Genomic DNA, 23,934 nt, shown 5'->3' with positions numbered 1-23,934 from the left:
ACGACCTTTGTCATAAAACGGGCTTGGCGGTATTTATTCAACATAAACGGAGGAATAAGAGGTAAATGAATCCGACTTTCGCTGAACCGCGTGTTTGGTTTGATCCAATATCGAGAACATGGCAAAACCAACAAAAATCCTGATTGATCAAAATGTTGGTTCCTAATATGAGCATTCGATAGGCAAAAAAATAACCGCTGATAAGCGGTTTTTTGTGGTGCCCAGGGTCGGACTCGAACCGACACACCTTGCGGCGGGGGATTTTGAGTCCCCTGCGTCTACCAATTTCGCCACCTGGGCTGGTGAAGAAGTCGCTATTATAGCGGCGTATTCGGGCTTGTAAAGAAAAATCTTGCCTTGTTTGCAGATATATTGCTTATATTTTTGATTTTTAAAAATATTAAATTCATTTTATTTTGTTCCCGACGCACCCTACTCTTTCCACTTATATCAAACATCATTCATTTTCAGCCGAAAAACGGCATAAACCGCTATATTAAATGTTGCAAACGCGCTAAGATGACGGCGTTCGTTTCATTTTTTATTTTCAGACGACGTTCACACACCATATTTGCATTGGAGAATTTTTATGATGCCTACTGCAATCCGTACCGCCATTTTGGGCGCATTCGCCCTTACCGCACTTGCTGCCTGCAAACCTGAAGCCAAAGCGCCGGAACAAAATCCCGCGACTGCTTCAGCCGCCTCTTCAACAGCATCCGCCCCAGCTGCAACGCCTGCTTCTTCTCCTGAAACGACCTCGCTTAACGCTGCTGCCGCTCCCAAACCGCAAGGTCCGGGAACAGATATGCGTAAAGAGGACATCGGCGGCGATTTCACGCTGACCGACGGCGACGGCAAGCCGTTCAGCTTAAGCGACCTGAAAGGCAAAGTCGTGATCCTGTCCTTCGGCTATACACACTGCCCCGACGTTTGCCCGACCGAATTGCTGACTTACAGCGACACATTGAAACAATTGGGCGATCAGGCGAAAGATGTGAAAGTAGTGTTCGTCAGCATCGACCCCGAGCGCGACACGCCTGAAGTCATCAGCAAATACGTCAAGCAGTTCAATCCTGAATTTATCGGTCTGACTGCGACAGGCGACCAAAGCCTGCCGGTCATCAAACAGCAATACCGCGTGGTTTCCTCCAAAGTGGTTCAGAAGGAAGACAGCGAGAACTATCTGGTTGACCACTCTTCCGGCGCGTATCTGATAGACAAAAACGGCGAAGTGGCGATTTTCTCGCCTTACGGCAGCGAACCGGCAACCATTGCCGCCGACATCAAAAAACTGCTTTGATCCGCATGGGGTCGTCTGAATGCCGGTCGCGGTTTTCAGACGACCTTTTTCCCATCTGAAACATATAGTGGATTAACTAAATCAGGACAAGGCGACGAAGCCGCAGACAGTACAGATAGTACGGAACCGATTCACTTGGTGCTTCAGCACCTTTAGAGAATCGTTCTCTTTGAGCTAAGGCGAGGCAACGCCGTACTGGTTTAAAGTTAATCCACTATACAACGGAGAAAGTCAGGCTGCCTGCTTGGTACGGGTTTAAAGTCTGACGGCACACAACAACAATGACTGAAAACACACTGACCATCGCCCTGTCCAAAGGACGCATCTTTGAAGAAACGCTGCCGCTTTTGGCGGCAGCAGGCATTGTTCCTGCCGAAGCGCCCGAGAAATCGCGCAAGCTGATTATCGGCACCAACCATGAAAACATCCGCCTCGTCATCGTCCGCGCCACCGACGTGCCGACTTACGTCCAATACGGTGCGGCAGACTTCGGCATTGCGGGCAAAGACGTTTTAATCGAACACGGCGGCAGCGGGCTTTATCAGCCGCTGGATTTGCACATCGCCGAATGCCGCATGATGGTTGCCGTCCGCAAAGGGTTCGACTACGCCGCCGCCTCGCAGCCCGGAAGCCGCCTGCGCATCGCGACGAAATATCCCAACATCGCCGCCGAGCATTTTGCCGGCAAAGGCGTACACGTTGACATCATCAAACTCTACGGCTCGATGGAGCTTGCGCCGCTGGTCGGCTTGAGCGACGCCATCGTCGATTTGGTCTCCACCGGCAACACGCTTAAGGCAAACGGTTTGGAAGCGGTCGAACACGTTGTCGATATTTCCAGCCGTCTGGTGGTCAACAAAGCCGCATTGAAAACGAAACACGCGCTGCTGGAGCCGATTATTCAAGCGTTCGGCAGCGCAGTGAAGGCGGGGTGAATGTTCCTTTGAATGAAGATGCGTTTTCAGACGACCCCATCCGTTCCCGCCGACAGGTCGTCTGAAAATTTCAACGGCAGTAAACTGTATAGGAGAAGTTAAAATGGTTGCAAAAATAAAAAAATTTTCAGATTCAACCCTTTCCGTTTTGAATAACGGCGAGCGTCGGTTTTACGTCTATTGTCTGACCGACCTGAAAAAAGACAAAATCCTCTACATCGGCAAAGGCTGCGACAACCGCATCTTCGAGCATGAACAAGCCGCCCGTTCACAAGACGGCGAATTCGGCGATATTGACGTACCAGAACGCAAAGCCATCGCCAAATGCAAGAAAATCGGCCGCCATATCATCAGCTACCATTTGACCGAAGCCGAAGCGCAAGCCGCCGAAACTGCCCTGATTCATTTCGTCAAATCCGTTGTCGATAAAAAGTTCAAAAACAAATCTGCCGGATGCGGCGCAGGCGGCATCAGCGCGGAAGAACTCGACGAACGCTTCAAATTCACGCCCTGCCCGCTCGACGAATTCAACCCCGACGGACTCGTTCTCGCCGTAAAAATCCAAGACGCTTTGGACTTGGATACCGACGAAGAAGCGGACTACCTCTTCGACAACCAAGACGATGCCAACCTCAAATCGCGCACGCTAGGCAACTGGATTGTCGGCAAAGATGCCGCCTCCAAAGTGAAATACGTTATCGGCGTTCACGCGGATTTACAAAACGCCGTGGTCAGCGCGTATGAAGTGGACGGCTTTGAAACGATGGCTGAAGAAACCAAAAACGGCAGAACACAAACCCGTTACCGTTTCCATACCGCCTCGTCCAGCAAAAAAGTGCTGTCCAAACTCGGTCTGCACCAAAAATGCCTGCCCGAATTGAAGTTCGGCGGTGCGGGCGAAAAAGCGTATATCAGACCTAAAACAGAGACAGAGACTGAACAAGAGGATATTCAGACGACCCCCAGTCCAAAAATAAAAAAGGAGAAAACCAAGTCATGAAAAAACTCAATACCCAATCGCCTGATTTCCAAGCCGAACTCAAAGCCCTGCTGGCCTTTGAGACCGCGCAGAATCCCGAAATCGACCGCATCGTCGCCGACATCTGCGCCGACGTGCAAAAACGCGGCGATGCGGCACTCATCGAATACACCAACCGCTTCGACGGCACGTCCGCCCAAACCATAGCCGACCTTATCCTCACCCAAGAGGATTTGCAGGCAGCGTTTGAGCGGTTGCAGCCCGAAATTCAAACCGCCTTGAAAACCGCCGCCGCACGCGTTGAAAGCTACCACCAACGCCAAAAAATGGAATCGTGGGCGTACGAAGACGAAGACGGCACGCTGTTGGGACAACAAATTACACCGCTTGACCGCGTCGGCATTTACGTTCCCGGCGGCAAAGCGGCGTATCCGAGTTCCGTCATTATGAACGCCATGCCCGCCCACGTCGCAGGCGTGAAAGAAATCATCATGGTCGTCCCCACGCCCAAAGGCGAACGCAACGACATCGTACTTGCCGCTGCCTTCGTCGCGGGTGTCACCAAAGTCTTCACCGTCGGCGGCGCGCAGGCGGTTGCCGCCCTCGCCTACGGCACCGAGTCCGTACCGCAGGTCGATAAAATCACCGGCCCGGGCAACGCCTTCGTCGCCGCCGCCAAACGCCGCGTATTCGGCGTAGTCGGCATCGACATGGTGGCGGGGCCGTCTGAAATCCTCGTCATCGCCGACGGCAGCACGCCCGCCGACTGGGTGGCGATGGATTTGTTCAGCCAAGCCGAACACGACGAAATCGCCCAAGCCATCCTTATCGGCACGTCGCAGCCCTATCTCGACGAAGTCCAAGCCGCCATGACCCGCCTCATCGAAGCCATGCCCCGCCGCGACATCATCGAAGCCTCACTCGGCAACAGGGGCGCGATGATACTCGTCAAAGACTTGGACGAAGCCTGTACAATCGCCAACTACATTTCCCCCGAACACTTGGAATTGTCGATAGAAAACCCGCAGGAATGGGCGAAAAAAATCCGCCACGCCGGCGCGATTTTCATGGGACGCTACACCAGCGAAAGCCTCGGCGACTACTGTGCCGGTCCCAACCACGTCCTGCCCACCAGCCGCACCGCCCGCTTCTCCTCGCCGCTGGGCACTTACGACTTCCAAAAACGCTCCAGCCTGATCCAAGTCTCCGAACAAGGCGCGCAGAAACTGGGCAAAATCGCCAGCGTATTGGCACACGGCGAAAGCCTGAACGCCCACGCGCGCTCTGCGGAATTCAGGTTGAAAGACTGATTCGGTCGAACCCGCCATCCATCAAAAAGCAAAGGTCGTCTGAAAACCTGTTTTTTAGGATTTTCAGACGACCTCTATTAAAAGAAACATCATGAAACAAACGATTCAAGAAAAACTTACCCACATCGCCCATACCGAGCCGCTGCATTTCCTGCTGGCGGTAGAGAGCGGCAGCCGCGCATGGGGCTTTGCCTCGCCCGACAGCGATTACGACGTGCGCGCCATTTATATCCGTCCGCAGGAATATTATCTGCAAATCGACGAAGCGAAAGACACCTTTGAATTTATCGAAAACCAATGGTTTGACGTTGGCGGCTGGGACATCCGCAAGGCGTTGCGTTTGCTGCGGAAAAGCAATGCCACGCTGCTCGAATGGCTGCGTTCGCCGATTGTTTATACGCAGGACGATGATTTCACAGGTCGTCTGAACGCGCTTGCGCCGCAATACGTCCAAGCCGCCGCACTGCTGCACCATTATCGCGGCATCGCGGGCAACGCTTTGAGAAACATGGATTTGGCGCACCCTGTCAAACTGAAAAAATGGTTTTACATCCTGCGTCCGCTGCTCGCAGCACGGTGGGCAGTGAAACAAGGCGGCATCCCGCCGATGACGCTGGTTGAGCTGATGAGCGAATGGCAAACGGACTGCGCCGCCCAAATCGCTGATTTAGTGGCCATCAAAGCGGAACAGGATGAAAGTTACCTACATACGCTGCCGCCCGAATTGCAGCGATTGACCGTTGATTTATATAACGAAGTTTCCGAATTATCCGCACATGCCGCCCAAGCTGCCGACAGCGCGCCGCTGAATGAATTGTTCCGCGAAACTTTGGCGGCGGTTTATCCGTAAAAGAAAAAGCAGCCTGCAATCTCCCCCTCTTTTTTATTTTAGAGAAAACACCATGAATATCAAAATATTACTAATTTCCGCATTATTTCTATCCGGTACTGCCTTTTCCGCACCCATCGACAAAGACACCTTGTTTTATTGCCGATTCAACAACGGCAAACAAGTCCGCATCCAGCAGCAAGGCGACAAAATCCGCTACCGTTTCGGCAAAAACCTCTCCCGTCCTGAATTGGTGTTCGAGCAGCCCAAAGACCAAGTTTTCCAAAACTATTTGAGACCACTGATGGACAACAACCAACGCGGTGAAATCATCGAAATCCATCTGCGCAACGGCGATGCATCCTATATAGCCGACAAAACCAGTACCATCGGCAAACCCGAATACACCTTGTCCGCCGAACGCGCAGGTAAAAGACAAGAAATGACTTGTAAAAAACGCGGTGCATTCATCAATTTGCATATGGTGTTAGGTTTGCCCGAGCTACCCGATACCTATTGAACAATTGCTGAAACCATTTAAGTAGGGGCAGCGGGTAGGTATGGTCAGCAAATCCGACGTTTTCAGGCAGCCCTTTCCCTTTTTCGGGTCGTCTGAAAAACCGCAAGTCGGATTCCCAGATCCAGCACACACCAATGGCTGCCTGAAAGTGCAGACTGCTTTTTTAATACCCAACCACCTCACAAAAGGTCGTCTGAAAATGCTCACCATCGAAGACTTGCACACACAAAACCTGCTTCTGTTAGAAGCCGTTTCCGGCAGCCGCGCCTACGGTTTGGCGACACCCGAATCCGATACCGACATCAAAGGCGTGTTTTACCTGCCCAAATCCATGTTTTACGGCATGGAATACATCCCGCAAATCAGCAACGAAACCAACGACATCGTTTATTACGAACTGGGGCGGTTTATCGAGCTTTTGCTGCAAAGCAATCCGAACACGCTGGAGCTGCTCGCCTCGCCGCCCGACTGCGTGCGCTACCGTTCGCCGCTCATAGATACCTTCAAAACCGAATGGTTTATGTCCAAAGCCTGCCGTCAGAGTTTCGCCGGATACGCCTACGGGCAAATCAAAAAAGCACGCGGGCTGAACAAGAAAATCAGCAATCCGATGTCGTCTGAAAAGAAAAGCGTGCTTGATTTCTGCCACATCGTAAAAGACGCGCAAACCGTGCCGCTGCGACACTGGCTTTCGCAACGCGGAATGGAACAGCGGCGCGTCGGTTTGGTCAAAATCGCCCACGCCCGCGAACTCTACGCCCTGTTTTACGACCCCGACGGCACGCGCAGCTACCACGGCGTCGCGCTCAAACCCGAAGCCACCAATCTCTCCCTCAGCTCCGTTCCCGAAGGCGAAACCCCGCTTGCCTACCTCTCCTTCAACCAAGACGGATACAGCAGCTACTGCCGTGAATACGCGTCCTATCAGCAATGGTTGGCGGAACGCAACGAATCGCGCTACCAAGGCACGCAGGCACACGGACAGGGCTACGACGCTAAAAACATGATGCACACCTTCCGCCTGCTTGAAACCGCCCTCGACATCGCCCGCCACGGCGAAATCCGCCCACGCCGTCCCAACCGCGACGAACTGCTCGCCATCAAACGCGGCGAATCCTCCTACGAAGACCTGCTAGAAAAAGCAGAACGGCTGATGGCGGAGGTAGAAACGGCGTTTGACGCTTCCGACCTGCCTGAAACAGTAAATGCTACTTCAGCGTTGGCGGCTTTGGTTTCAGTCAGGGAAAGCATTTACGGCTAGATGGCGAAAGGTCGTCTGAAAATGGGAACGGCGAGGTTTATCGTGAATGGACTTTAAAAAATCGCTGCATTTCGACTAAACGTCAGCCCCATAAACAAAAGGTCGTCTGAAAACCTGTTTTCAGACGACCTCTATCTTTTCAAAACTCAATAATCCGCTTCAAATCAATCCGCTTCCAAAACCACTTTCATGGCTTGGTTTTCGGCGGCGTGTTTGAACACGTCGTAGGCTTTTTCCAATTCGCTGAATTTGAAACGGTGGGTCAGCATTTTGGTGTAATCCACTGAGCTGCTGGAAATTGCCTTCATCAGCATTTCGGTGGTATTGGCGTTTACCAAGCCGGTTGTGATGGCGAGGTTTTTAATCCAGAGTTTTTCCAGTTTGAAATCAACGGATTGACCGTGTACGCCGACGACGGCGATATGACCGCCCGGTTTGACGATGTCTTGACACATATTCCATGTGGCGGGGATGCCGACGGCTTCAATGGCGCAGTCCACGCCGTCTTCGCCGACGATGGCAAAGACTTGTTTGGAGACGTCGCCGGAAGCGGGGCTGATGGTATGGGTTGCACCCAATTCTTTCGCCAGTTTCAAACGGTTTTCGTCCATATCGCAAACGATGATGGCGGCGGGGCTGTACAGTTGGGCGGTCAACAGGGCGGACATACCGACAGGACCTGCGCCTGCGATGAAGACGGTGTCGCCGGGTTTGACATCGCCGTATTGCACGCCAATTTCGTGTGCGGTCGGCAAGGCGTCGCTCAACAGCAGGGCGACTTCTTCGTTGACGTTGTCGGGCAGCGGAACAAGGCTGTTGTCGGCATAAGGCGTGCGGACGTATTCGGCTTGTGTACCGTCGATCATGTAGCCCAAAATCCAGCCGCCGTTACGGCAGTGTGAATAGAGTTGGATTTTGCAGTTGTCGCAAGTGCAGCATTTGCTGACGCATGAAATAATGACTTTATCGCCAACTTTGACGTTTTTTACAGCCTCGCCGACTTCTTCTACAATACCGATGCCTTCATGACCGAGAATACGACCGTCGGCGACTTCGGGGTTTTTGCCTTTCCAAATACCCAAATCGGTACCGCAAATCGTGGTTTTGACGATTTTCACCACCGCGTCGGTCGGATCGATAATCTGCGGACGGGGTTTTTCTTCAAAACGGATGTCGTTTGCGCCGTGATAAACCATTGCTTTCATGCTGATACTCCTTGCTTGTTGATAAATGATTTCAATACTGCAATAAAGTCTCTCTATATGAGTTATATACCCCTATAATCTGTATGTCAATAAGAATTACTTTCACAATGTTATACCATAACATACTGTTTTAAATATAAATAAAACCCCCGATTGATATTAATGAACACACCCATCCCCTTCTCCGAACGGCTCATCCGCTGGCAAAAACAACACGGTCGCCACCACCTGCCTTGGCAGGTGCAAAACCCTTATTGCGTCTGGCTTTCCGAAATTATGCTCCAGCAAACGCAGGTCGCCACCGTTTTAGACTACTATCCGCGTTTCTTGGAAAAATTCCCGACCGTGCAAACGCTTGCCGCCGCGCCGCAAGACGAAGTGTTGTCGCTGTGGGCGGGTTTGGGCTATTACAGCCGCGCGCGCAATCTGCACAAAGCCGCACAACAAGTCGTCGAACAATTCGGCGGCACGTTTCCGTCAGAGCGCAAAGACTTAGAAACCCTCTGCGGCGTAGGCAGAAGCACCGCCGCCGCCATTTGCGCCTTCGCCTTCAACCGCCGCGAAACCATTTTGGACGGCAACGTCAAACGCGTACTCTGCCGCGTTTTCGCCCGCGACGGCAATCCGCAGGACAAAAAATTCGAAAACTCGCTCTGGACGCTTGCCGAAAGCCTGCTGCCGTCTGAAAACGCCGATATGCCCGCCTACACGCAAGGTTTGATGGATTTGGGCGCAACCGTGTGCAAACGGACAAAACCCTTGTGCCACCAATGCCCGATGGCGGACATCTGCGAAGCGAAAAAGCAAAATCGTATCGCCGAACTGCCGCGTAAAAAAACCGCCCCCGAAGTACAAACCCTGCCGCTTTATTGGCTGATTGTCCGCGACCAAGACGGCGCAATCTTGCTGGAAAAACGTCCTGCCAAAGGCATTTGGGGCGGGCTGTATTGCGTGCCGTGTTTTGAAAAACTCGACGAAACATACACTTGCGCTGAGAAGTTCGGCATTTTTTCAGAGTGCGCAGCCTCTCCGTGGGACGACCTTTCCGAGCAAGCCTCCCTTACCTACCGCCTGACGCATCGTTTATTGATGATTACGCCGCTTGAAGCGCAAACCAGCTCGCCTGAAAATACAGCATTGCCGCCAAACTGCCTTTGGGTGAAACCCGAAAACTTGACGGATTACGGCTTGCCCAAACCGCTGGCGGATTATTTGAAACAACGACAGCAAGCATTGTTTTGAAAATGCTTGAAAATCAAACACGCAGCATCCAACTCTAAAACACAATAAACATATCCGTACGCCCCCATCAGGAATCCCATGCACACCCTCCCCCTGCTTACCCAACAGTTCGCCGAACTCTCGCCGTTTTTCTATTCCCGCATTTCCCCAGAGCCGCTGACTGCGCCCTATTGGGTCGCCTTCAACACCGATTTGGCGGCAGAGTTGAATCTGGATACAGATTTTCAGACGACCCCCAACCTTGCCTACCTCAGCGGCAACGCGCCGCAATACGCGCCCGCGCCCATTGCCAGTGTTTACAGCGGCCATCAGTTCGGCGTTTATACCCCACGCCTCGGCGACGGGCGCGCACTCCTGATTGGCGATTCCGTCGATACCGCAGGACAACGCCAAGAATGGCAGCTCAAAGGTGCAGGCAAAACGCCCTACTCACGCTTTGCCGACGGGCGCGCCGTCTTGCGCTCCTCCATCCGCGAATACCTCTGTTCCGAAGCCATGCACGGTCTCGGCATCCCCACAACCCGCGCTCTCGCCCTGTGCGGCAGTGACAACCCCGTTTATCGGGAAACCGTCGAAACCGCCGCCGTCCTCACCCGCATCGCACCGAGTTTTCTGCGTTTCGGTCATTTCGAATACTTCTACTACACCGGCCGCGAAGCCGAAATCCAACAACTTGCCGACTACCTCATCCGGCATTACTACCCCGACTGCCAAGATGCCGACAACCCCTACGCCGCCCTGTTGGAACAAATCCGCAACCGCACCGCCGATACCGTCGCCGCATGGCAAAGCGTCGGTTTCTGCCACGGCGTGATGAATACCGACAACATGTCCGCACTGGGGCTGACCATAGACTACGGCCCATTCGGTTTCCTCGACGACTACGACCGCCGCCACGTCTGCAACCACTCCGACACACAAGGCCGCTACGCCTACAATGCCCAGCCCTTCGTCGCCCATTGGAATTTCGCCGCCCTCGCCTCCTGCTTCGACGCCCTCGTCCCACACGACATCCTCGAACAGCTCATCGACGGCTGGACAGAAGTTTTTCAGACGACCTATTTAGAAAAAATGCGTCGTAAACTCGGTTTGCAGCAAGCAGACAAAAGAGACGACGAAAGCCTTATCGCTGACCTCTTCGCCTCCCTGCAAGATCAAAAAACCGACTTCACCCTGTTTTTCAGAAACCTGTCCGAAGTCAGCAATACACACGGCGAACCCCTCCCGCCCAAACTCGAACAAACCTTCAAAAACGGCGTCCCACCCGCCTTCACCCGCTGGCTCGGACGCTACCGCCAGCGCCTGCGCGCCGAAAACAGCGATCCCGCCGAACGCGCAACACGCATGAGCCGAACCAATCCGCTCTACATCCTGCGCAACTACCTTGCCGAACAAGCCATCGCCCAAGCCCGAAACGGCGACTACCGCGAAATCGAACGCCTGCGCCGCTGCCTCGCCCGTCCCTTTGACGAACAGGCAGAGTTCGCCGACCTTGCCGAACCGCCGCCCGAAGGCAGCATTCCGGTTTGCGTCAGTTGTTCAAGTTAAACGTCGAAACAGACAAGTCGAAAACAGACAAAAAGGTCGTCTGAAAATTTTCAGACGACCTTGACCGAAGATAGCGACATCAACAAAAATACGCCCGTTCCCATTCAAGCAAACACATCTTTTGCCGGCAACCAAACAGACTGACCAAAAAGGAAAACAGATGAAAACCATCCGCATCAAAATCTGCGGTATCACCCGCCCCGAAGACGCTCGAAAAGCCGCCGAACTGGGCGTCGATGCCATCGGCTTGGTTTTTTACGCAGCCAGCAAACGCGCCGTCACGCCCGAACAGGCAAAAAAAATCGTAGCAGCCCTACCCCCTTTCGTCTCCGTCGTTGCCTTATTCGTCAATGAAACAGCGGAAACCATCCGCGAAACCCTCCGGCAAGTACCCATCGACATCATCCAATTTCACGGCGACGAAGACGATGAATTTTGCCGTCAGTTTGACCGCCCCTATCTCAAAGCCATACGCGTCCAATCCGGTTCAGACATCGAAGCCGCGCAAACCCGATTCCCCAACGCCCGCGCCCTGTTGTTTGATGCCTACCATCCCAATGAATACGGCGGTACGGGTCTAAGCTTCGACTGGGCGTTGCTGCCGGACAATATGACCAAACCTTGGATTTTGGCAGGCGGCTTGACCCCGCAAAACATTGCAGAAGCCATCCAAACCAGCAATGCGGCGGCAGTCGATGTTTCAGGCGGCGTGGAAAGCGCCGGGGGCATCAAAGATGAAGCCAAAATGGCCGCCTTCATCCAATCCATCCGCGCCATCCGGTAAACCGTTCTTTTGATGACGAAAACCACTGACGCATTTTATGCACCTTATACGGAAACAAGCATCCTGTATCTTATACAACACACAAATTACTCATTGATTTATATAATATTTTTAGGAAAACGAGCGTATTACACAGCACCAATTGGGCAGCAATCTGCCGTTTCCTCAAAAAATAGAAAATTTTTGCATATAAAAAATTGACAAACCGATGCCTTTCATACATAATGACGCCCGTTGAGTTGCTTGATGCAGCTTGATTTTTCTCCTCTATTTCTCCTTTGTAGACTTGGCGCATATCCCAAACGATATGCGCATTTTTTTATCTTGATTTTCCAATTTTCAAAATAAACTCAAATAAAACAATATATTCCTTCCCTACTGTCATTCTCACGCATACAAAAATCCATCTTTAGAAAAGGTGTAATCACTGATAAAAAATCAACGAACACCCACCGTTTGCCTCCCCTGCCAAAGTGGAAATCATGACCGCAAAGCGTGTTCCCTCTACCCCTCCTCCGTTAGTTTGAAATATCCATAAAAAAGGTCGTCTGAAAACAGAAAATCCGTTTTCAGACGACCTTTTAAAATCATTCGATATTATTCGGCGTTGTTTTGTGCCACTTCTTCAGTTTCGACTGCTGCGCCGACTTGTTCGGTTTCTACCGTCTCGGTTTTCGCTGCCTGTTTGGCTGCTTGACGCTCGGCTTGTTCTGCCAAGGCCTGTTGGACAAACGGATGCTGTTGGGCGATGGCTTGTTCTTCCGCGCTGACTTCGCCTTTGAAGCGGTTGTTCAAATCAAAACGTTTTCCACCGCGCGCGAGGGCTTTGAGGTAGCGGGGGCGGCGGCAATGGTTGGCGAGAACGCGGGCGATCAGGGCAGGATCGTATTGGGGCAGCGCGGCAACGAGGTCTTGGTCGATGCCGACTGCCAGCGGTTTGAATCGTTTGAAGACGTCGTATTTGCCGTAGATGTGGTCGGCAATCATGTCGGTCTGTTTTTTCTTGCTCATGGTTTGGACAGCGGATTTCAAAGCTGCGCCCAAAGCGGTTTCTTGTGTCATGTCGTTTGTATTCCTCTAAAATAAAGCCGTGCGTTTCGCTATGGCACGGTAATGGCGATATTTTAGTATAAAGCCTGTGTTTTGGCTAAGTTTTTTTGCGAATGTTCGATTGTAAATGTTTATTTGCGGACGGCGCCGATACACCTGTCGCCATAGCGTTGCGAAAAGGTCGTCTGAAAACGTTCGGCACAATCCGCCATGTTTGTTTTCAGACGACCTCAAGTGCGCAGATGTAGCGTTTCGTATTTTGCCGGCCTGCGAAGAGGGTTTGAAATGCCCATCCAATCTTTACTTGGCTTCTTTTTGCAAGAGCAGGCCGATTTTGCTGTTTTCGGTCTGTTCAATATGAGGCAAGATGTCGTCTGCAGTAAACGCTTTGCCATCATTGCCCACGCTGCGCAAATAATAATGCGCATCGCCGCTGCGTTCGTAATAAAACAATCGGAAAGGTTCGGCACTAAACGGCGTGTTGCTTGTATCGACTATAAATATCGGCTTGTTCGGTTGGGACTCTTGAAGCTGCTCCAGCGACTCCGGATAAGCGCCGTGTTGCAGGCGGTAGAATTCGATTTCGGAAACCAACGTAGACAAGGTATTTACCGTCAGTTGCTGCCTCAGTTCGTCGTACACGCCTCCTCGCTGAACAAAGCCGAAATAAAACAATGCGCCGTATAGCGCGACAGTGCATAACATTCCTAAGGAGGCAATCAAGGCAACGATTTTCGCACCGCGTTTGCGCCATCCCAATATGCTTAACACCAAAGCCGCTATGCCGAAGAGCAAACCGATAAGCGGGATAAAGGAAACGGCGGCAAGGACATAGGCGGCGGTGTGGATTTTGGGCTGCGGCGCGACGGGTGTGTGGTTTTCAGTATTTTCCATTTAATGTTTCTGAATATATAGCGTTAAGGTCGTCTGAAAAATGCCATATCATAATATCATATGAATAGGCATTTTCAGACGACCTCTTTCGATTTTATCCGCACTACTTGGTAATGTCTGGCGTATCGACAACTACGTCGGCATTTTGCGCGCGGTGGCGCAGGGCGTGGTCGATCAAGACCAATGCCAGCATAGCTTCGGCAATAGGAGCGGCGCGCAGTCCGACGCAGGGGTCGTGCCTGCCGTGGGTGGCGAGTTCGACGGGGTTGCCGTTGATGTCTATGCTGCGGCGCGGTGTGGCGATGGAGCTGGTGGGTTTGATGGCGATGTTGACGTGGATGTCTTGTCCGGTGCTGATGCCGCCGAGTATGCCGCCTGAGTGGTTGGACAGGAAGCCTTGCGGGGTGAGTTCGTCGCCGTGTTCGCTGCCGCGCTGGACGACGCTGCCGAAACCTGCGCCGATTTCCACGCCTTTGACGGCGTTGATGCCCATCATGGCGTAGGCGATTTCGGCATCGAGGCGGTCGAAAACGGGTTCACCCAAGCCCACGGGGACGTTGGCCGCTTCGATATGCAGTTTCGCGCCGACGGAATCCAAGGATTTGCGCACGCTGTCCATATAGTTTTCCAGCTCGGCAATTTGGCTTTGGTTGGCGGCGAAGAAGGGGTTTTGGGAAATGTGTTCGTAGCCTTCAAACTGAATTTCTTTTTCGCCGACTTGGGTAACGTAGGCGGTGATTTCCGTGCCGAATTTTTCTTTCAGCCATTTTTTGGCAACGGCTCCGGCGGCAACGCGGGCGGCGGTTTCGCGGGCGGAGCTTCTGCCGCCGCCGCGGTAGTCGCGCGTGCCGTATTTGTGCCAGTAGGTATAGTCGGCATGACCGGGACGAAAGCTGGTGGCGATGTTGCCGTAGTCTTTACTGCGCTGGTCGGTATTGCGGATTAAGAGGGCGATGGGTGTACCGGTGGTTTTGCCTTCGAAGACTCCGGAGAGGATTTCGACTTGGTCGGCCTCGCGGCGTTGGGTAACGTGGCGGCTGGTGCCGGGTTTGCGCCGGTCGAGGTCGGCTTGGATGTCTGATTCGTTCAATGCCAGTCCGGGCGGGCAGCCGTCGATGATGCAGCCCAAACCTGCGCCGTGGCTTTCGCCGAAAGTGGTAACGGTGAAGAGTTGTCCGAAAGTGTTGCCTGCCATGTTTTCCCTCTATCGGTCATATACTGAAAGATGACGGATTTTAGCATACAAAGGTCGTCTGAAACGCTTTCAGCGGGCGAATCTTGCCTGCTGCGCGCCTTCTGTTATCGAATCAAATCCCAAGCGAATTTGCCTATGGTCAGGCACAGCAACACCATAAATCCATAACGCAGAAACTGGGTTCCGCCGCGTATCGCCAATTTCGCGCCGACCACACCGCCGCACAAATTCGCCAGCGCAAGCGGGATTGCCCACGCCCAAACAACATGCCCTTGCGGAATGAAAAATGTCAATGCGGCAAGATTGGTGGTCGAGTTGATGACTTTTGCCGATGCGTTTGCCGTCAGAAAATCGTAGCCGTAAAAACGGACGAACACGAAAGCCAAAAGGCTGCCCGTACCCGGTCCGAAAATGCCGTCGTAAAAACCGATTAATGCGCCAAAAAACAAGCCCCACAAGGTTTCGCGGCGCGTCAATTTTTCGGTGCGCACCGTTTGTCCCAAATCTTTTTTGATAAAGGTATAAACACACATGGCAATCATGATGACCAGCATCGCCGGTTTCATATATTGCACAGGGAAAAAGACCACAGCTTTCGCGCCCAGATAGGAAGCGGCAAAAGCCAGCACGGCGGCGGGCAACAGCATTTTCCACGGCACGGGGATTCTGCGCAGATATTGCCCCGTCGCAGTAACCGTCCCGCAGCAGGAGGCAAACTTATTCACGCCCATCACCGAAGCGACAGGCGTGGAATTCGGCAGCAGGTTGAACAGTCCGGGAATTTGCAACAGCCCGCCGCCGCCAACCGCCGCGTCCATCAGTCCGGCACAAAATCCGGTGAGGAGCAAAAGATAGAAAAACGAATCTACGGGCATAGCCTCTCCCTTGAAAATGCCACCTTATCGGTGTCGCACGATTGTGGCGGAATGCTATCTGAAACAGGCGGTATTTTAACTGAAAACCAATCCGCGACGCATTGCCACACACCCGTTTCAGACGACCTTTCCGTTTAGATTCAGTGACTCACATTGCGGAAGAGGCGTTCCTCCATTAGAATCCGCCCTTTCTTGTTTTCCTGCCTATAAGTACGACCAGGGACAAAACCGTTTTCAGACGACCTGCTTGACCCGATGCCGCAAAAGCGCAATGCCATTGACGCTGACTGACTTTCTTTTCAGCCGCTTTAAAGATATAGTGGGTCAACTTAAAACAAGGGCGGCTTTGCATTATCCAGCCCTGCGTTTTATCCATCTGCCCAAATGATGCGTTTCAGCTCAGTTGAAAGAAACTCCGCGATGAAAGAATTAGACAAAACCGACCTGAAAATCCTGAAAATCCTTCAGCAAAATGCCCGCACACCCATGACGGAGTTGGCAGAAAAAGTCGGATTATCCACCACTCCGGTTACCGAACGCGTCCGCCGACTCGAGCGCGACAATTTTATTACCGGCTATCATGCCCGCCTCAACCCGCACCAACTCGGGCAAAGCCTGCTGGTCTTTGTCGAGCTGAAGCTGCGTTCCAAATCGGGCAATATTTTTGAAGATTTCCGCCGTGAAATCATGCGGATTCCGCAAATTTTAGAATGTCACCTCGTATCCGGCGAATATGATTACCTGATCAAAGTCCGCCTGCCCAATATGGCTGCCTATCGGGATATGTTGGGCAATATCCTGCTGCACCTGCCTGCGGCAGCGGAAAGCCGCAGCTATGTCGTTATGGAAGAGGTCAAAGAAACGGCTGTGTTAGACTTAGAGTGATTTAACTACATTAAAAAAGGTCGTCTGAAAGTTTATAACGTTCAGACGACCTTTTTTCAAAATACCTTTTATACAACCGAGAGGAACGCTATCAACCAAGAGGCTTTAACGCGTTCAAACACATCCCTTCCCCATCAAATCCAAGCATCTTCTCGCCAAACCTGCAAACAAAAAAAATGCACACATCCAACTGAATGTGTGCCAAGTCTACAAAGGAGAAATAGAGGAGAAACTATTAACTGACTACTCGAACCAGCTAACGAATCGGATTATCCATGAAAATAAAATTTTAGGCAAGTATCTTTCTTGTAAAATTTCTAAATTAATTTATTGGAATATTTAAGTTGTAACTCTATTTCATCAATCTTAGTACGCCGCTTCCGAATATAGTGGATTAACTTTAAATCAGGACAAGGCGACGAAGCCGCAGACAGTACAAATAGTACGGCAAGGCGAGGCAACGCCGTACTGGTTTAAAGTTAATCCACTATAAAAGTCACCCGCTGCAAACCAAACACCAAGCCAGCACCAGCATCCTCCAAGCCTTGCCTGCCGAATCAATGCTAAAATACGCGCCTCTTTCATCTACGAGTAAAACACATCATGACCGCCGCCATTGAACACGTCCAAGCCGCCGCCTTTGATTTGGACGGCACATTATGCGATTCCGTTCTCGACCTTGCCGCCGCAGCCGAAGCCATGCGCGAATATCTCGGCATGGAGCCACTGCCCGCCAAAACCATAGAAGGCTACGTCGGCGACGGCATCGGCAAACTCGTCCACCGCGTCATCACCAACGACCGCGACCAAGAAGCCGCGCCCGATTTATGGGAAAAAGGCTTCGTGTTCTACATGAAATACTACCGCGACCACTTGAGCGACTTCACCCGCCCCTACTCCGAAACCGAAGCCGGACTGGCATTGCTCAAATCCCTGGGCATCCCGCTGGTGGTCATCACCAACAAAAACGAAATCCTCGCCGCCGAACTCTTGAAACAGCTTGGACTCGCCGACTACTTCAGCCTGATCCTCGGCGGCGACAGCCTGCCCGAAAAGAAACCCAGCCCTCTGCCGCTGCAACACGCCGCCGAAGTCTTGGGCATTGATCCTGCCAACATGATTATGGTCGGCGACTCCCGCAACGACATCATCGCCGCCAAAGCCGCCGGCTGCCTCAGCGTCGGCGTGACCTTCGGCTACGGCGACATGACCCTGCTCTCGCAAGACAAAGCGACCAAGCCCGACTGGATTATCGGTTCGCTGCCCGAAATCTACGAAAATCTGCAACCGAAAAAAGCGGAGGACGACGAATAATCAGTATCCTTGTTTTCAGACGACCTTTATTCCTGCTTCAAAAGGTCGTCTGAAAATAGAGCAGTGGAAATAAAAAGATTCGTCATTCCCGAACAAAGAGAATGACGGAATGAAAGTTTCTTATCTCTCCTCCATCCTACAACCCGCAAGTCAGATTCAAGAATCTAACCTACGAATCGACCTTTTCAGACGACCTCTGCATGAAACCCCAAAAATCCCTGCGCGCCCGCGCGATGGACATCCTTTCCCGACAGGAAATCAGCCGCGTCGGACTCAAGCGCAAGCTCGCCCCGTATGCCGAAAGCGAAGAAGAATTGGAAAACGTGTTGGACGAATTTGCCGAACGTAACTGGCAATCCGACCAACGCTACGCCGAAGCCTACATCCACAGCAAAAGCCGCCAACACGGCTCCCTGCGTCTGAAACAGGCATTGGCGCAGCAAGGCATAGACGAAACCCTCAGCCGCGAATTTATGCCCGACAAAGCGCGCGAACTGCAAACCGCAATCGCCGTGTTGCGCAAAAAATTCAAACAGCCCGCCGCCGATTTAAAAGACAAACAAAAACAAGCGCGCTTCCTCGCCTATCGCGGATTCGACATGGACACCATCCACGCCGCGCTCAAAAGCAGTTGGGACGAAGACGATATTTTTGAGTACGGAGAAAATTGAAACGCCCCGCTTGAATCTTCATGTCCATCGGCGTACCCTTACGCTTTTGCCAACCATTCACAACCGAGATAACCATGTCTGAAGAACAACGCAACACCCCCAATCCGCTTTTGGAAGACGAACGCAAAAACCCCGTTTACCGACTCGGTCGGGCTGTTGCCGGATTTATGGTTATCGTATGGGCGGGCGTATTGGCTTTAGTGTTCTATTTAGTCTTCCGTTTTTGGTTCAACTAAATTTCTCACGCCCCCTCCATCCCATTTTCTACAACTGTTCTCACCTTGCAGAAAGGTCGAGACCTTTGCAAAAATAGTCTGTTAACGAAATTTGACGCATAAAAATGCGCCAAAAAAATTCAATTGACTAAAACCTTCCTAATATTGAGCAAAAAGTAGGAAAAATCAGAAAGGTTTTGCATTTTGAAAATGAGATTGAGCATAAAATTTTAGTAACCTATGTTATTGCAAAGGTCTCAGGTCGTCTGAAAAATCAAATATCGATTTTTCAGACGACCTTTTCCAATTTATCAAGATGCATTTAAGCTCAGTCTCAACAACACCAAACAGGTTTAAAGCCATTCACAATAAATTGTATATCCGTTCAAATCACAAACATTCAAAACCAACCGGCAACAGCGTGGAACAAATAAGTCATACCGCTCCACGCCCATCTACTTACTACAACCGTTATCCAGCCCATCAACACCAGCACAATCAAACCGAAAAAATCAGGCAGATGCAGATAAAGCCAAGCAGCAACAGGTTTGCACCAAAAGTCTGATTGCTGTTGCTTCTTCTCCAAAGCCGCGTGCATAAACGGACGCTCCAAATGTATGTCGTAGTCGATGCCATACTCACTGCGCACATGTTCATTGATGACTTTCAAAGTACGGCGGCTCGGTTGCAAGAAAATATCGATAAGCGTACCGACAACAGGAATCATGCCGAGCACCATATCCGCAAAAGCAAGATATACAGCCGGACGCATTTTATGATCCGGCACGCCCAACTCCCGTCCCATGCGAAAAGCCTTCATCGTCAACAAAAGCCCGGCAATATCCCCGACAAAAGGAATCAGCGACAATATGGCATCAACGCCGATTCCTTGTTTGGTAAAAGGAATGCAAAACAAACTATCCATAGTATTGGCATATTTAGCCAACTCGCGTTCACGTCGGATGATTTCCTGACGCTCATAAGGTATAGGTGTGTGCTTCATTATGTTTTCTTGTAATGGGTTAATGAATTTTAGAACGGTGCAACGTCATTACTGCTTACGGTCATTCTCTATAAAAGCCAATTGCAGTATGGCTGTTTGTGACGCAAGGTCGTCTGAAAATACGGTTTCAAATATTGAAAACCATATTTCAGACGACCTTCAGTTCGCCGCTTACATTATTTGATTGGTTTTAAAGTTGGCAGAACGGTATCCCAAATAGCAAGGACTTCAGCTTCGCTGCGCTTCGTTCCGTCTTTCTTCTCGGTACCAAACTGCATCATGATGCGCGGATTGCCGCCGTCTCGCTCCCAAATCAACATATATTTGTTACCATCCCACTTGATCAGTTTTTCCGTACCAGACATGCCGTTAATGGTACGCTGGCCTTGGCGGATGGTACGGTAGCCTGTGATTTTAAAGATTTTTGCCAATGCGCTTTTTTCTGGAGCGATATCCCGTTGCAGCAGCGTGGGTTCGCCTTTCTCAAGCTCGTCGCCATGCATGATTTCCAGACTCATATCATGTTGCTTGGCAAATTCGACAGTTGTATGCGCTGTAAACGGTTTTTTGCCATCGTCCGCAATAAAACCGCCTATCAGGCAGATACCATACCGATTCGGTACTTCAAACTCTTGACGTACACGTAAGTTATTCAGGAAATCTTGACGGAATTTTTTCTCCATGCCATCTATCAATTCTTTCTCTTTGGTTTTCCAGTTGGCAGGTGCTTTGCCGTTTTCGGCGGGAATATAGAAATAGCTGCGTACGATATAAGCATCGTTATTATCCAGCTTAAAATATAAATAGGCTTCGTAGGGCATACCATGTTTCTTAACATATCTACCATCCCAATCAAAATCACTACGCGTTACCTGCATCATCGCCCGCCCTGGAATTAGAGTACGGGTGTCAACAACAATATCGGTTCCATCTCGACCATTTTGCTTAGTCTCATTGATGGTACTAACATTTCTATTCCAGTCGTTAAACATAACCATCACGCTCCAACCGTTGTAATCAATGTGTGTACTGCCGTGACGACGTTGGGACGGCAGGCGCAATTGATAGCGACCGCTGCAATAGGGCTGTTCGGTCCAGTAGACGGTATCGATAGATGAAGAAGCGGTGGTCATGGAAGGATTCCTTTCTGTAAGTGTTGAAACGGTAGGGGTACATGCAGCAAGCATGGAAACTGTCAGCAATACACTAGCGATCGGTTTCATCATAAGCTCCTTGAAGAGATTAATCTTCCTGTCCGCGTAAAGCGACAGATTCTAAAACAGCAAACAAGGCATCATGGCGGACTTCATCAAAATTATATGAAGAACCATGCTCGTAGCCGCCTACATTTTTATTTCCGGTTACCAATACATCTTTTCTATCAAAAAAGCCTTGGGTAATCGGTGCTCCTCCCGAAGCAGTAGGGACGGTACCATCTCCTCTGTCTGTCCTCTTTTTTTCAGTAAGATGAAGAAAGTAATCTTCACCCCTCAGTTTCATTTTTACCGTACCTCTAGGTCCGGAATCTTTAGGCTTAGTTAATACCGCCTCGATCAACTCTTGCTTAGTCAAGTCTTCAGGGAAATTCCTATCACTCACCCATTTAATAGTATCCCAGGTGAGATGGTCTTTACTGTCACAAAGACTGATTCGAGTTTTATTGTCATCAGTCAAATAGTAAGTAGCATGCTTTTCTTGAAATTTTTCTACTCTTTCTAAGTTTTTTTCAAAAATATCCTCATCCACTTTGTCTTTTTGAAAAATAGTCTTTGTACCATTCGGATTAAAATTGATGCGGTCTATCTGCTCTTCTTGTTGTCCATCATTAAGATTTTTCGGCTTGGTCGGCCACAAACCAAACCATTTATCATAATTTTGATAGAGTTCCTTAGTATTGAAACTGAAGCGTATATTTTTGCCCTCATCATCTGCCACATGAAGCCAAGCATTGGGATCACTTACATTATCTCCACTAAAGCGACAGGGGGTATAATTCGGCCAAGGAGTCAGCTGCATGGCACCAGGCGAATTGAGCAAAATGGGGGAAGTTGCGCGTGAGGTAAAACCCAATACCACAGCCAATCCCGCCTCTTTCAATGCACTCACCCATAAAGTCGGCATGAAGTATTCATAAAAATGGCGCGGGGGCGGTTCATTACTAAAACCTGCCCTTAACCGTTTATAAAAAGCAGGAGAACCCGTAGCGGGCATAACATTATGAAAAATACCGCAAATTTTATCAGCGTTTTTAGTTTTACCCGGCTCATCGCTGGTTGCCTGCTTTGCATATGCACGCGTTACCAAACCGCCCATGGAATGGGTAAGAATCAAAAATTGTTCACTATTGCATTCTTCCAATGCTCGCTGGATCCTGCTATTCAAGTCACTGGGACCAAAGGGGAAATTGGTACCATCCTCTTTTTTTGATTCCAAATACTCTAAAGACTTCGTATGGTACCCAGTCCCCGATTCAGCATTGTCACGCAACCAGTTGTAACCGCATATATAAACAGGAAACTGATAATTCACCACTTTTTTCAGCCATTCCGCCAACATTTTCTGTGCTTCAACGCTGGACTTCTGTTTAGATAAAGGCTTTTCCAACTTTGGCTGCTCTTTGTCACGATTGATGATATATCGATCTATCCTTGCCAATACGGCTTTCCAAGGCTGCGTATCTATTTTCTTTGTAACAAAATTCGCATAATCACTATCACTCAAGCCATTTGTTCCACTTTGATTTCCATTACTGGTTTTAGCAGCATCTCGAATATCTTGAGCCAAATTATTCAGATTATTTTCTAAAAAAACCGCAAAATCTTGATAAGCATCGGCATTAACCGTTCCCCAGCCTCGAAAACGCAATTGTTCTTTGACTAACTCTTTAGGACGGGGTTTTCCATTTTCCCATCTTTCTTTCCATTCCTCATATTGTTTTTGCTCATCACGAATTTCCGAAGAATCAGAAGAAGGACTTTTCTGCAGTTGTGCCATTTTGAGATTGTGTCGCTGCTCACCGGCCTTTAAAATCTTATTTTTCAAACATTCAGTATTAGTTCTTATAGGATTTTTAGGAATATGTATTATCGGCCCTCGCCAATCGACAGCAGTCAATTCTTGATGAATTTCGCGATGACGTGCTTTTACCCTGCGAAACAGGCCATCTTTAAACACTGCACCTATTGATTTTAATAGACCGTTTGGCGGCATCCATGACTTTTCTACTGTCTCCTTCTTGAGTTCCTCCCAATCCTTGTCCTGATTCTCCTCTCCGTTTTCAACATCTTTAGCCGACTCTCCTGATTCAGATTTTTGACTGGGCTTTACCCAACCGTTTCGATATAGCAGATTGGATCCCATAATACCGGGGAGAAGCATGATCGGCATATAGCGTGCAATCTCCATCTGGCATTTTTGCTGATCTTCCGTAGATGTCATCCTCGCTTGCGCGGTCGGATTGCCGTTTTTATCCAATGTCGGATTTAATTTAATGTTTGGGTCAATCATTTCTTCTTGTCCTTAGGCAAAAGAGTCAAGGTAAATTTTTCCATAGTAGAATCATTGCGCTGAATGCCGGTACTACCATTTGCATCCGTAGTCCCCCGTATTTTGGTACCGTCAGCACGTGTTAGAACAAATCGGCGGTTTACAATCGGGCTTCCATTTAAAGTGGTAACGATTACTTCCTGATCAAATTTTGATTTAGGCATATTATTAAACATATGACTCAAGCTCTGAGACCCAGTCACCTCCAACGGCGCCTTCACCCGCACCAGCTTCGGACTGCCTATCTCAATTTCTCCATTCGAGAATTTGATGTATGCGCCTTTACAGGTAATTAAAACTTCCTCTTGCGCTGCAATATTTACTCTGCCTGAACTACTGGTCAGCACCGCGTCCTTCAGCGCATTCAGCT

The 23,934-nt window shown here is 50.2% G+C and carries 23 protein-coding genes and 1 tRNA gene; 14 read left to right on the top strand and 10 right to left on the bottom strand.

Annotated elements, in window-relative coordinates; all coding sequences use genetic code 11:
• Window positions 1-215: 215 nt before the first annotated feature.
• A tRNA-Leu gene (locus tag DBZ16_RS07215) sits at window positions 216-300 on the bottom strand.
• A gap of 289 nt (window positions 301-589) precedes the next feature.
• Between DBZ16_RS07215 and DBZ16_RS07205 the strand changes: the two genes are divergently transcribed.
• From DBZ16_RS07205 to DBZ16_RS07170, 7 genes are all read left to right on the top strand, one after another.
• Window positions 590-1,303 carry an SCO family protein gene (locus DBZ16_RS07205; RefSeq protein WP_205836782.1) on the top strand — a complete coding sequence of 238 codons (714 nt, stop codon included), beginning with the start codon at window positions 590-592 and terminating at the stop codon, window positions 1,301-1,303.
• Window positions 1,304-1,584: 281 nt separating this feature from the next.
• Complete coding sequence (gene hisG / locus DBZ16_RS07195) at window positions 1,585-2,238, top strand: ATP phosphoribosyltransferase (protein ID WP_016688026.1); 654 nt, start codon at window positions 1,585-1,587, stop codon at window positions 2,236-2,238.
• 103 nt (window positions 2,239-2,341) lie between these two features.
• On the top strand, window positions 2,342-3,238 hold the full coding sequence (locus tag DBZ16_RS07190; protein ID WP_107813497.1) for an endonuclease: 897 nt from the start codon (window positions 2,342-2,344) through the stop codon (window positions 3,236-3,238).
• Window positions 3,235-4,527: a histidinol dehydrogenase gene (gene hisD / locus DBZ16_RS07185; protein ID WP_107813496.1), complete on the top strand. Its 1,293-nt coding sequence runs from the start codon at window positions 3,235-3,237 to the stop codon at window positions 4,525-4,527. Before DBZ16_RS07190 ends, hisD begins: the two co-directional genes overlap by 4 nt.
• Window positions 4,528-4,618: 91 nt before the next feature.
• Entirely contained in the window at window positions 4,619-5,377 is a 759-nt protein-coding gene (locus DBZ16_RS07180; protein WP_107813495.1) for a nucleotidyltransferase domain-containing protein, read from the top strand.
• Window positions 5,378-5,429: 52 nt separating this feature from the next.
• Window positions 5,430-5,876 carry a hypothetical protein gene (locus tag DBZ16_RS07175; RefSeq protein ID WP_107813494.1) on the top strand — a complete coding sequence of 149 codons (447 nt, stop codon included), beginning with the start codon at window positions 5,430-5,432 and terminating at the stop codon, window positions 5,874-5,876.
• A gap of 199 nt (window positions 5,877-6,075) precedes the next feature.
• Window positions 6,076-7,137 (top strand): DNA polymerase beta superfamily protein, encoded by a 1,062-nt coding sequence (locus DBZ16_RS07170; protein ID WP_107813747.1) that lies wholly within the window; start codon window positions 6,076-6,078, stop codon window positions 7,135-7,137.
• Between the two features lie 164 nt (window positions 7,138-7,301).
• On the opposite strand, the gene DBZ16_RS07165 is transcribed toward DBZ16_RS07170, so the two are convergent.
• Window positions 7,302-8,342 carry a zinc-dependent alcohol dehydrogenase family protein gene (locus DBZ16_RS07165; protein WP_107813493.1) on the bottom strand — a complete coding sequence of 347 codons (1,041 nt, stop codon included), beginning with the start codon at window positions 8,340-8,342 and terminating at the stop codon, window positions 7,302-7,304.
• A gap of 162 nt (window positions 8,343-8,504) precedes the next feature.
• Here DBZ16_RS07165 and mutY point away from each other — a divergent pair, with 162 nt between their 5' ends.
• From mutY to DBZ16_RS07150, 3 genes are all read left to right on the top strand, one after another.
• Window positions 8,505-9,584, top strand: coding sequence for an A/G-specific adenine glycosylase (gene mutY / locus DBZ16_RS07160; RefSeq protein WP_167390272.1), 1,080 nt, complete (start codon window positions 8,505-8,507; stop codon window positions 9,582-9,584).
• 78 nt (window positions 9,585-9,662) lie between these two features.
• Window positions 9,663-11,132, top strand: coding sequence for a protein adenylyltransferase SelO (locus tag DBZ16_RS07155; protein WP_107813491.1), 1,470 nt, complete (start codon window positions 9,663-9,665; stop codon window positions 11,130-11,132).
• A gap of 160 nt (window positions 11,133-11,292) precedes the next feature.
• Window positions 11,293-11,916 (top strand): phosphoribosylanthranilate isomerase, encoded by a 624-nt coding sequence (locus tag DBZ16_RS07150; RefSeq protein ID WP_107813490.1) that lies wholly within the window; start codon window positions 11,293-11,295, stop codon window positions 11,914-11,916.
• A gap of 597 nt (window positions 11,917-12,513) precedes the next feature.
• Here DBZ16_RS07150 and DBZ16_RS07140 read toward each other — a convergent pair.
• The 4 genes from DBZ16_RS07140 to DBZ16_RS07125 all read right to left on the bottom strand — a co-directional run bounded on the left by DBZ16_RS07140 (window position 12,514) and on the right by DBZ16_RS07125 (window position 15,930).
• Window positions 12,514-12,978: a ProQ/FINO family protein gene (locus DBZ16_RS07140; RefSeq protein ID WP_107813488.1), complete on the bottom strand. Its 465-nt coding sequence runs from the start codon at window positions 12,976-12,978 to the stop codon at window positions 12,514-12,516.
• A 288-nt stretch (window positions 12,979-13,266) separates the two neighbouring features.
• Window positions 13,267-13,860, bottom strand: coding sequence for a type II secretion system protein GspG (locus tag DBZ16_RS07135; protein ID WP_107813487.1), 594 nt, complete (start codon window positions 13,858-13,860; stop codon window positions 13,267-13,269).
• Window positions 13,861-13,963: 103 nt separating this feature from the next.
• The gene (aroC, locus tag DBZ16_RS07130; RefSeq protein WP_107813486.1) at window positions 13,964-15,055 is read right to left on the bottom strand and encodes a chorismate synthase; all 1,092 of its coding nucleotides are present in this window, start codon (window positions 15,053-15,055) and stop codon (window positions 13,964-13,966) included.
• 104 nt (window positions 15,056-15,159) lie between these two features.
• Window positions 15,160-15,930 carry a sulfite exporter TauE/SafE family protein gene (locus tag DBZ16_RS07125; RefSeq protein WP_107813485.1) on the bottom strand — a complete coding sequence of 257 codons (771 nt, stop codon included), beginning with the start codon at window positions 15,928-15,930 and terminating at the stop codon, window positions 15,160-15,162.
• Between the two features lie 420 nt (window positions 15,931-16,350).
• Between DBZ16_RS07125 and DBZ16_RS07115 the strand changes: the two genes are divergently transcribed.
• The 4 genes from DBZ16_RS07115 to DBZ16_RS15390 all read left to right on the top strand — a co-directional run bounded on the left by DBZ16_RS07115 (window position 16,351) and on the right by DBZ16_RS15390 (window position 19,036).
• Entirely contained in the window at window positions 16,351-16,815 is a 465-nt protein-coding gene (locus DBZ16_RS07115) for an Lrp/AsnC ligand binding domain-containing protein (RefSeq protein WP_003764370.1), read from the top strand.
• 603 nt (window positions 16,816-17,418) lie between these two features.
• The gene (locus DBZ16_RS07105; protein WP_107813484.1) at window positions 17,419-18,129 is read left to right on the top strand and encodes a phosphoglycolate phosphatase; all 711 of its coding nucleotides are present in this window, start codon (window positions 17,419-17,421) and stop codon (window positions 18,127-18,129) included.
• Window positions 18,130-18,329: 200 nt separating this feature from the next.
• Window positions 18,330-18,800: a recombination regulator RecX gene (recX, locus tag DBZ16_RS07100; RefSeq protein ID WP_107813483.1), complete on the top strand. Its 471-nt coding sequence runs from the start codon at window positions 18,330-18,332 to the stop codon at window positions 18,798-18,800.
• Window positions 18,801-18,874: 74 nt separating this feature from the next.
• Complete coding sequence (locus tag DBZ16_RS15390) at window positions 18,875-19,036, top strand: hypothetical protein (protein ID WP_167390271.1); 162 nt, start codon at window positions 18,875-18,877, stop codon at window positions 19,034-19,036.
• A 379-nt stretch (window positions 19,037-19,415) separates the two neighbouring features.
• On the opposite strand, the gene DBZ16_RS07095 is transcribed toward DBZ16_RS15390, so the two are convergent.
• From DBZ16_RS07095 to DBZ16_RS07080, 4 genes are all read right to left on the bottom strand, one after another.
• The gene (locus DBZ16_RS07095; RefSeq protein WP_107813482.1) at window positions 19,416-20,018 is read right to left on the bottom strand and encodes a DUF4112 domain-containing protein; all 603 of its coding nucleotides are present in this window, start codon (window positions 20,016-20,018) and stop codon (window positions 19,416-19,418) included.
• Between the two features lie 176 nt (window positions 20,019-20,194).
• Complete coding sequence (locus DBZ16_RS07090; protein ID WP_240600275.1) at window positions 20,195-21,244, bottom strand: T6SS immunity protein Tli4 family protein; 1,050 nt, start codon at window positions 21,242-21,244, stop codon at window positions 20,195-20,197.
• 16 nt (window positions 21,245-21,260) lie between these two features.
• The gene (locus DBZ16_RS07085; protein ID WP_107813481.1) at window positions 21,261-23,525 is read right to left on the bottom strand and encodes a hypothetical protein; all 2,265 of its coding nucleotides are present in this window, start codon (window positions 23,523-23,525) and stop codon (window positions 21,261-21,263) included.
• Window positions 23,522-23,934, bottom strand: a 413-nt coding sequence (locus tag DBZ16_RS07080) for a DUF2345 domain-containing protein (RefSeq protein ID WP_159070312.1), incomplete at its 5' end; no start/stop codon positions are given. The genes DBZ16_RS07080 and DBZ16_RS07085, both read right to left, overlap by 4 nt.

The sequence above is a fragment of the Neisseria sicca genome (assembly GCF_003044565.1).
In the GTDB taxonomy this organism is placed as follows: domain Bacteria; phylum Pseudomonadota; class Gammaproteobacteria; order Burkholderiales; family Neisseriaceae; genus Neisseria; species Neisseria sicca_A.
This window is presented reverse-complemented; position numbering and strand designations above follow the sequence as displayed.

Coding starts and splice junctions, on each gene's coding strand:
- aroC (WP_107813486.1), bottom strand. CDS start 15,055: ATGGCAGGCAACACTTTCGGACAACTCTTCACCGTTACCACTTTCGGC.
- hisG (WP_016688026.1), top strand. CDS start 1,585: ATGACTGAAAACACACTGACCATCGCCCTGTCCAAAGGACGCATCTTT.
- DBZ16_RS07155 (WP_107813491.1), top strand. CDS start 9,663: ATGCACACCCTCCCCCTGCTTACCCAACAGTTCGCCGAACTCTCGCCG.
- DBZ16_RS07085 (WP_107813481.1), bottom strand. CDS start 23,525: ATGATTGACCCAAACATTAAATTAAATCCGACATTGGATAAAAACGGC.
- DBZ16_RS07105 (WP_107813484.1), top strand. CDS start 17,419: ATGACCGCCGCCATTGAACACGTCCAAGCCGCCGCCTTTGATTTGGAC.
- DBZ16_RS07115 (WP_003764370.1), top strand. CDS start 16,351: ATGAAAGAATTAGACAAAACCGACCTGAAAATCCTGAAAATCCTTCAG.
- DBZ16_RS07140 (WP_107813488.1), bottom strand. CDS start 12,978: ATGACACAAGAAACCGCTTTGGGCGCAGCTTTGAAATCCGCTGTCCAA.
- DBZ16_RS07095 (WP_107813482.1), bottom strand. CDS start 20,018: ATGAAGCACACACCTATACCTTATGAGCGTCAGGAAATCATCCGACGT.
- DBZ16_RS07165 (WP_107813493.1), bottom strand. CDS start 8,342: ATGAAAGCAATGGTTTATCACGGCGCAAACGACATCCGTTTTGAAGAA.
- DBZ16_RS07180 (WP_107813495.1), top strand. CDS start 4,619: ATGAAACAAACGATTCAAGAAAAACTTACCCACATCGCCCATACCGAG.
- DBZ16_RS15390 (WP_167390271.1), top strand. CDS start 18,875: ATGTCTGAAGAACAACGCAACACCCCCAATCCGCTTTTGGAAGACGAA.
- DBZ16_RS07190 (WP_107813497.1), top strand. CDS start 2,342: ATGGTTGCAAAAATAAAAAAATTTTCAGATTCAACCCTTTCCGTTTTG.
- DBZ16_RS07125 (WP_107813485.1), bottom strand. CDS start 15,930: ATGCCCGTAGATTCGTTTTTCTATCTTTTGCTCCTCACCGGATTTTGT.
- DBZ16_RS07090 (WP_240600275.1), bottom strand. CDS start 21,244: ATGATGAAACCGATCGCTAGTGTATTGCTGACAGTTTCCATGCTTGCT.
- mutY (WP_167390272.1), top strand. CDS start 8,505: ATGAACACACCCATCCCCTTCTCCGAACGGCTCATCCGCTGGCAAAAA.
- hisD (WP_107813496.1), top strand. CDS start 3,235: ATGAAAAAACTCAATACCCAATCGCCTGATTTCCAAGCCGAACTCAAA.
- recX (WP_107813483.1), top strand. CDS start 18,330: ATGAAACCCCAAAAATCCCTGCGCGCCCGCGCGATGGACATCCTTTCC.
- DBZ16_RS07135 (WP_107813487.1), bottom strand. CDS start 13,860: ATGGAAAATACTGAAAACCACACACCCGTCGCGCCGCAGCCCAAAATC.
- DBZ16_RS07175 (WP_107813494.1), top strand. CDS start 5,430: ATGAATATCAAAATATTACTAATTTCCGCATTATTTCTATCCGGTACT.
- DBZ16_RS07170 (WP_107813747.1), top strand. CDS start 6,076: ATGCTCACCATCGAAGACTTGCACACACAAAACCTGCTTCTGTTAGAA.
- DBZ16_RS07205 (WP_205836782.1), top strand. CDS start 590: ATGATGCCTACTGCAATCCGTACCGCCATTTTGGGCGCATTCGCCCTT.
- DBZ16_RS07150 (WP_107813490.1), top strand. CDS start 11,293: ATGAAAACCATCCGCATCAAAATCTGCGGTATCACCCGCCCCGAAGAC.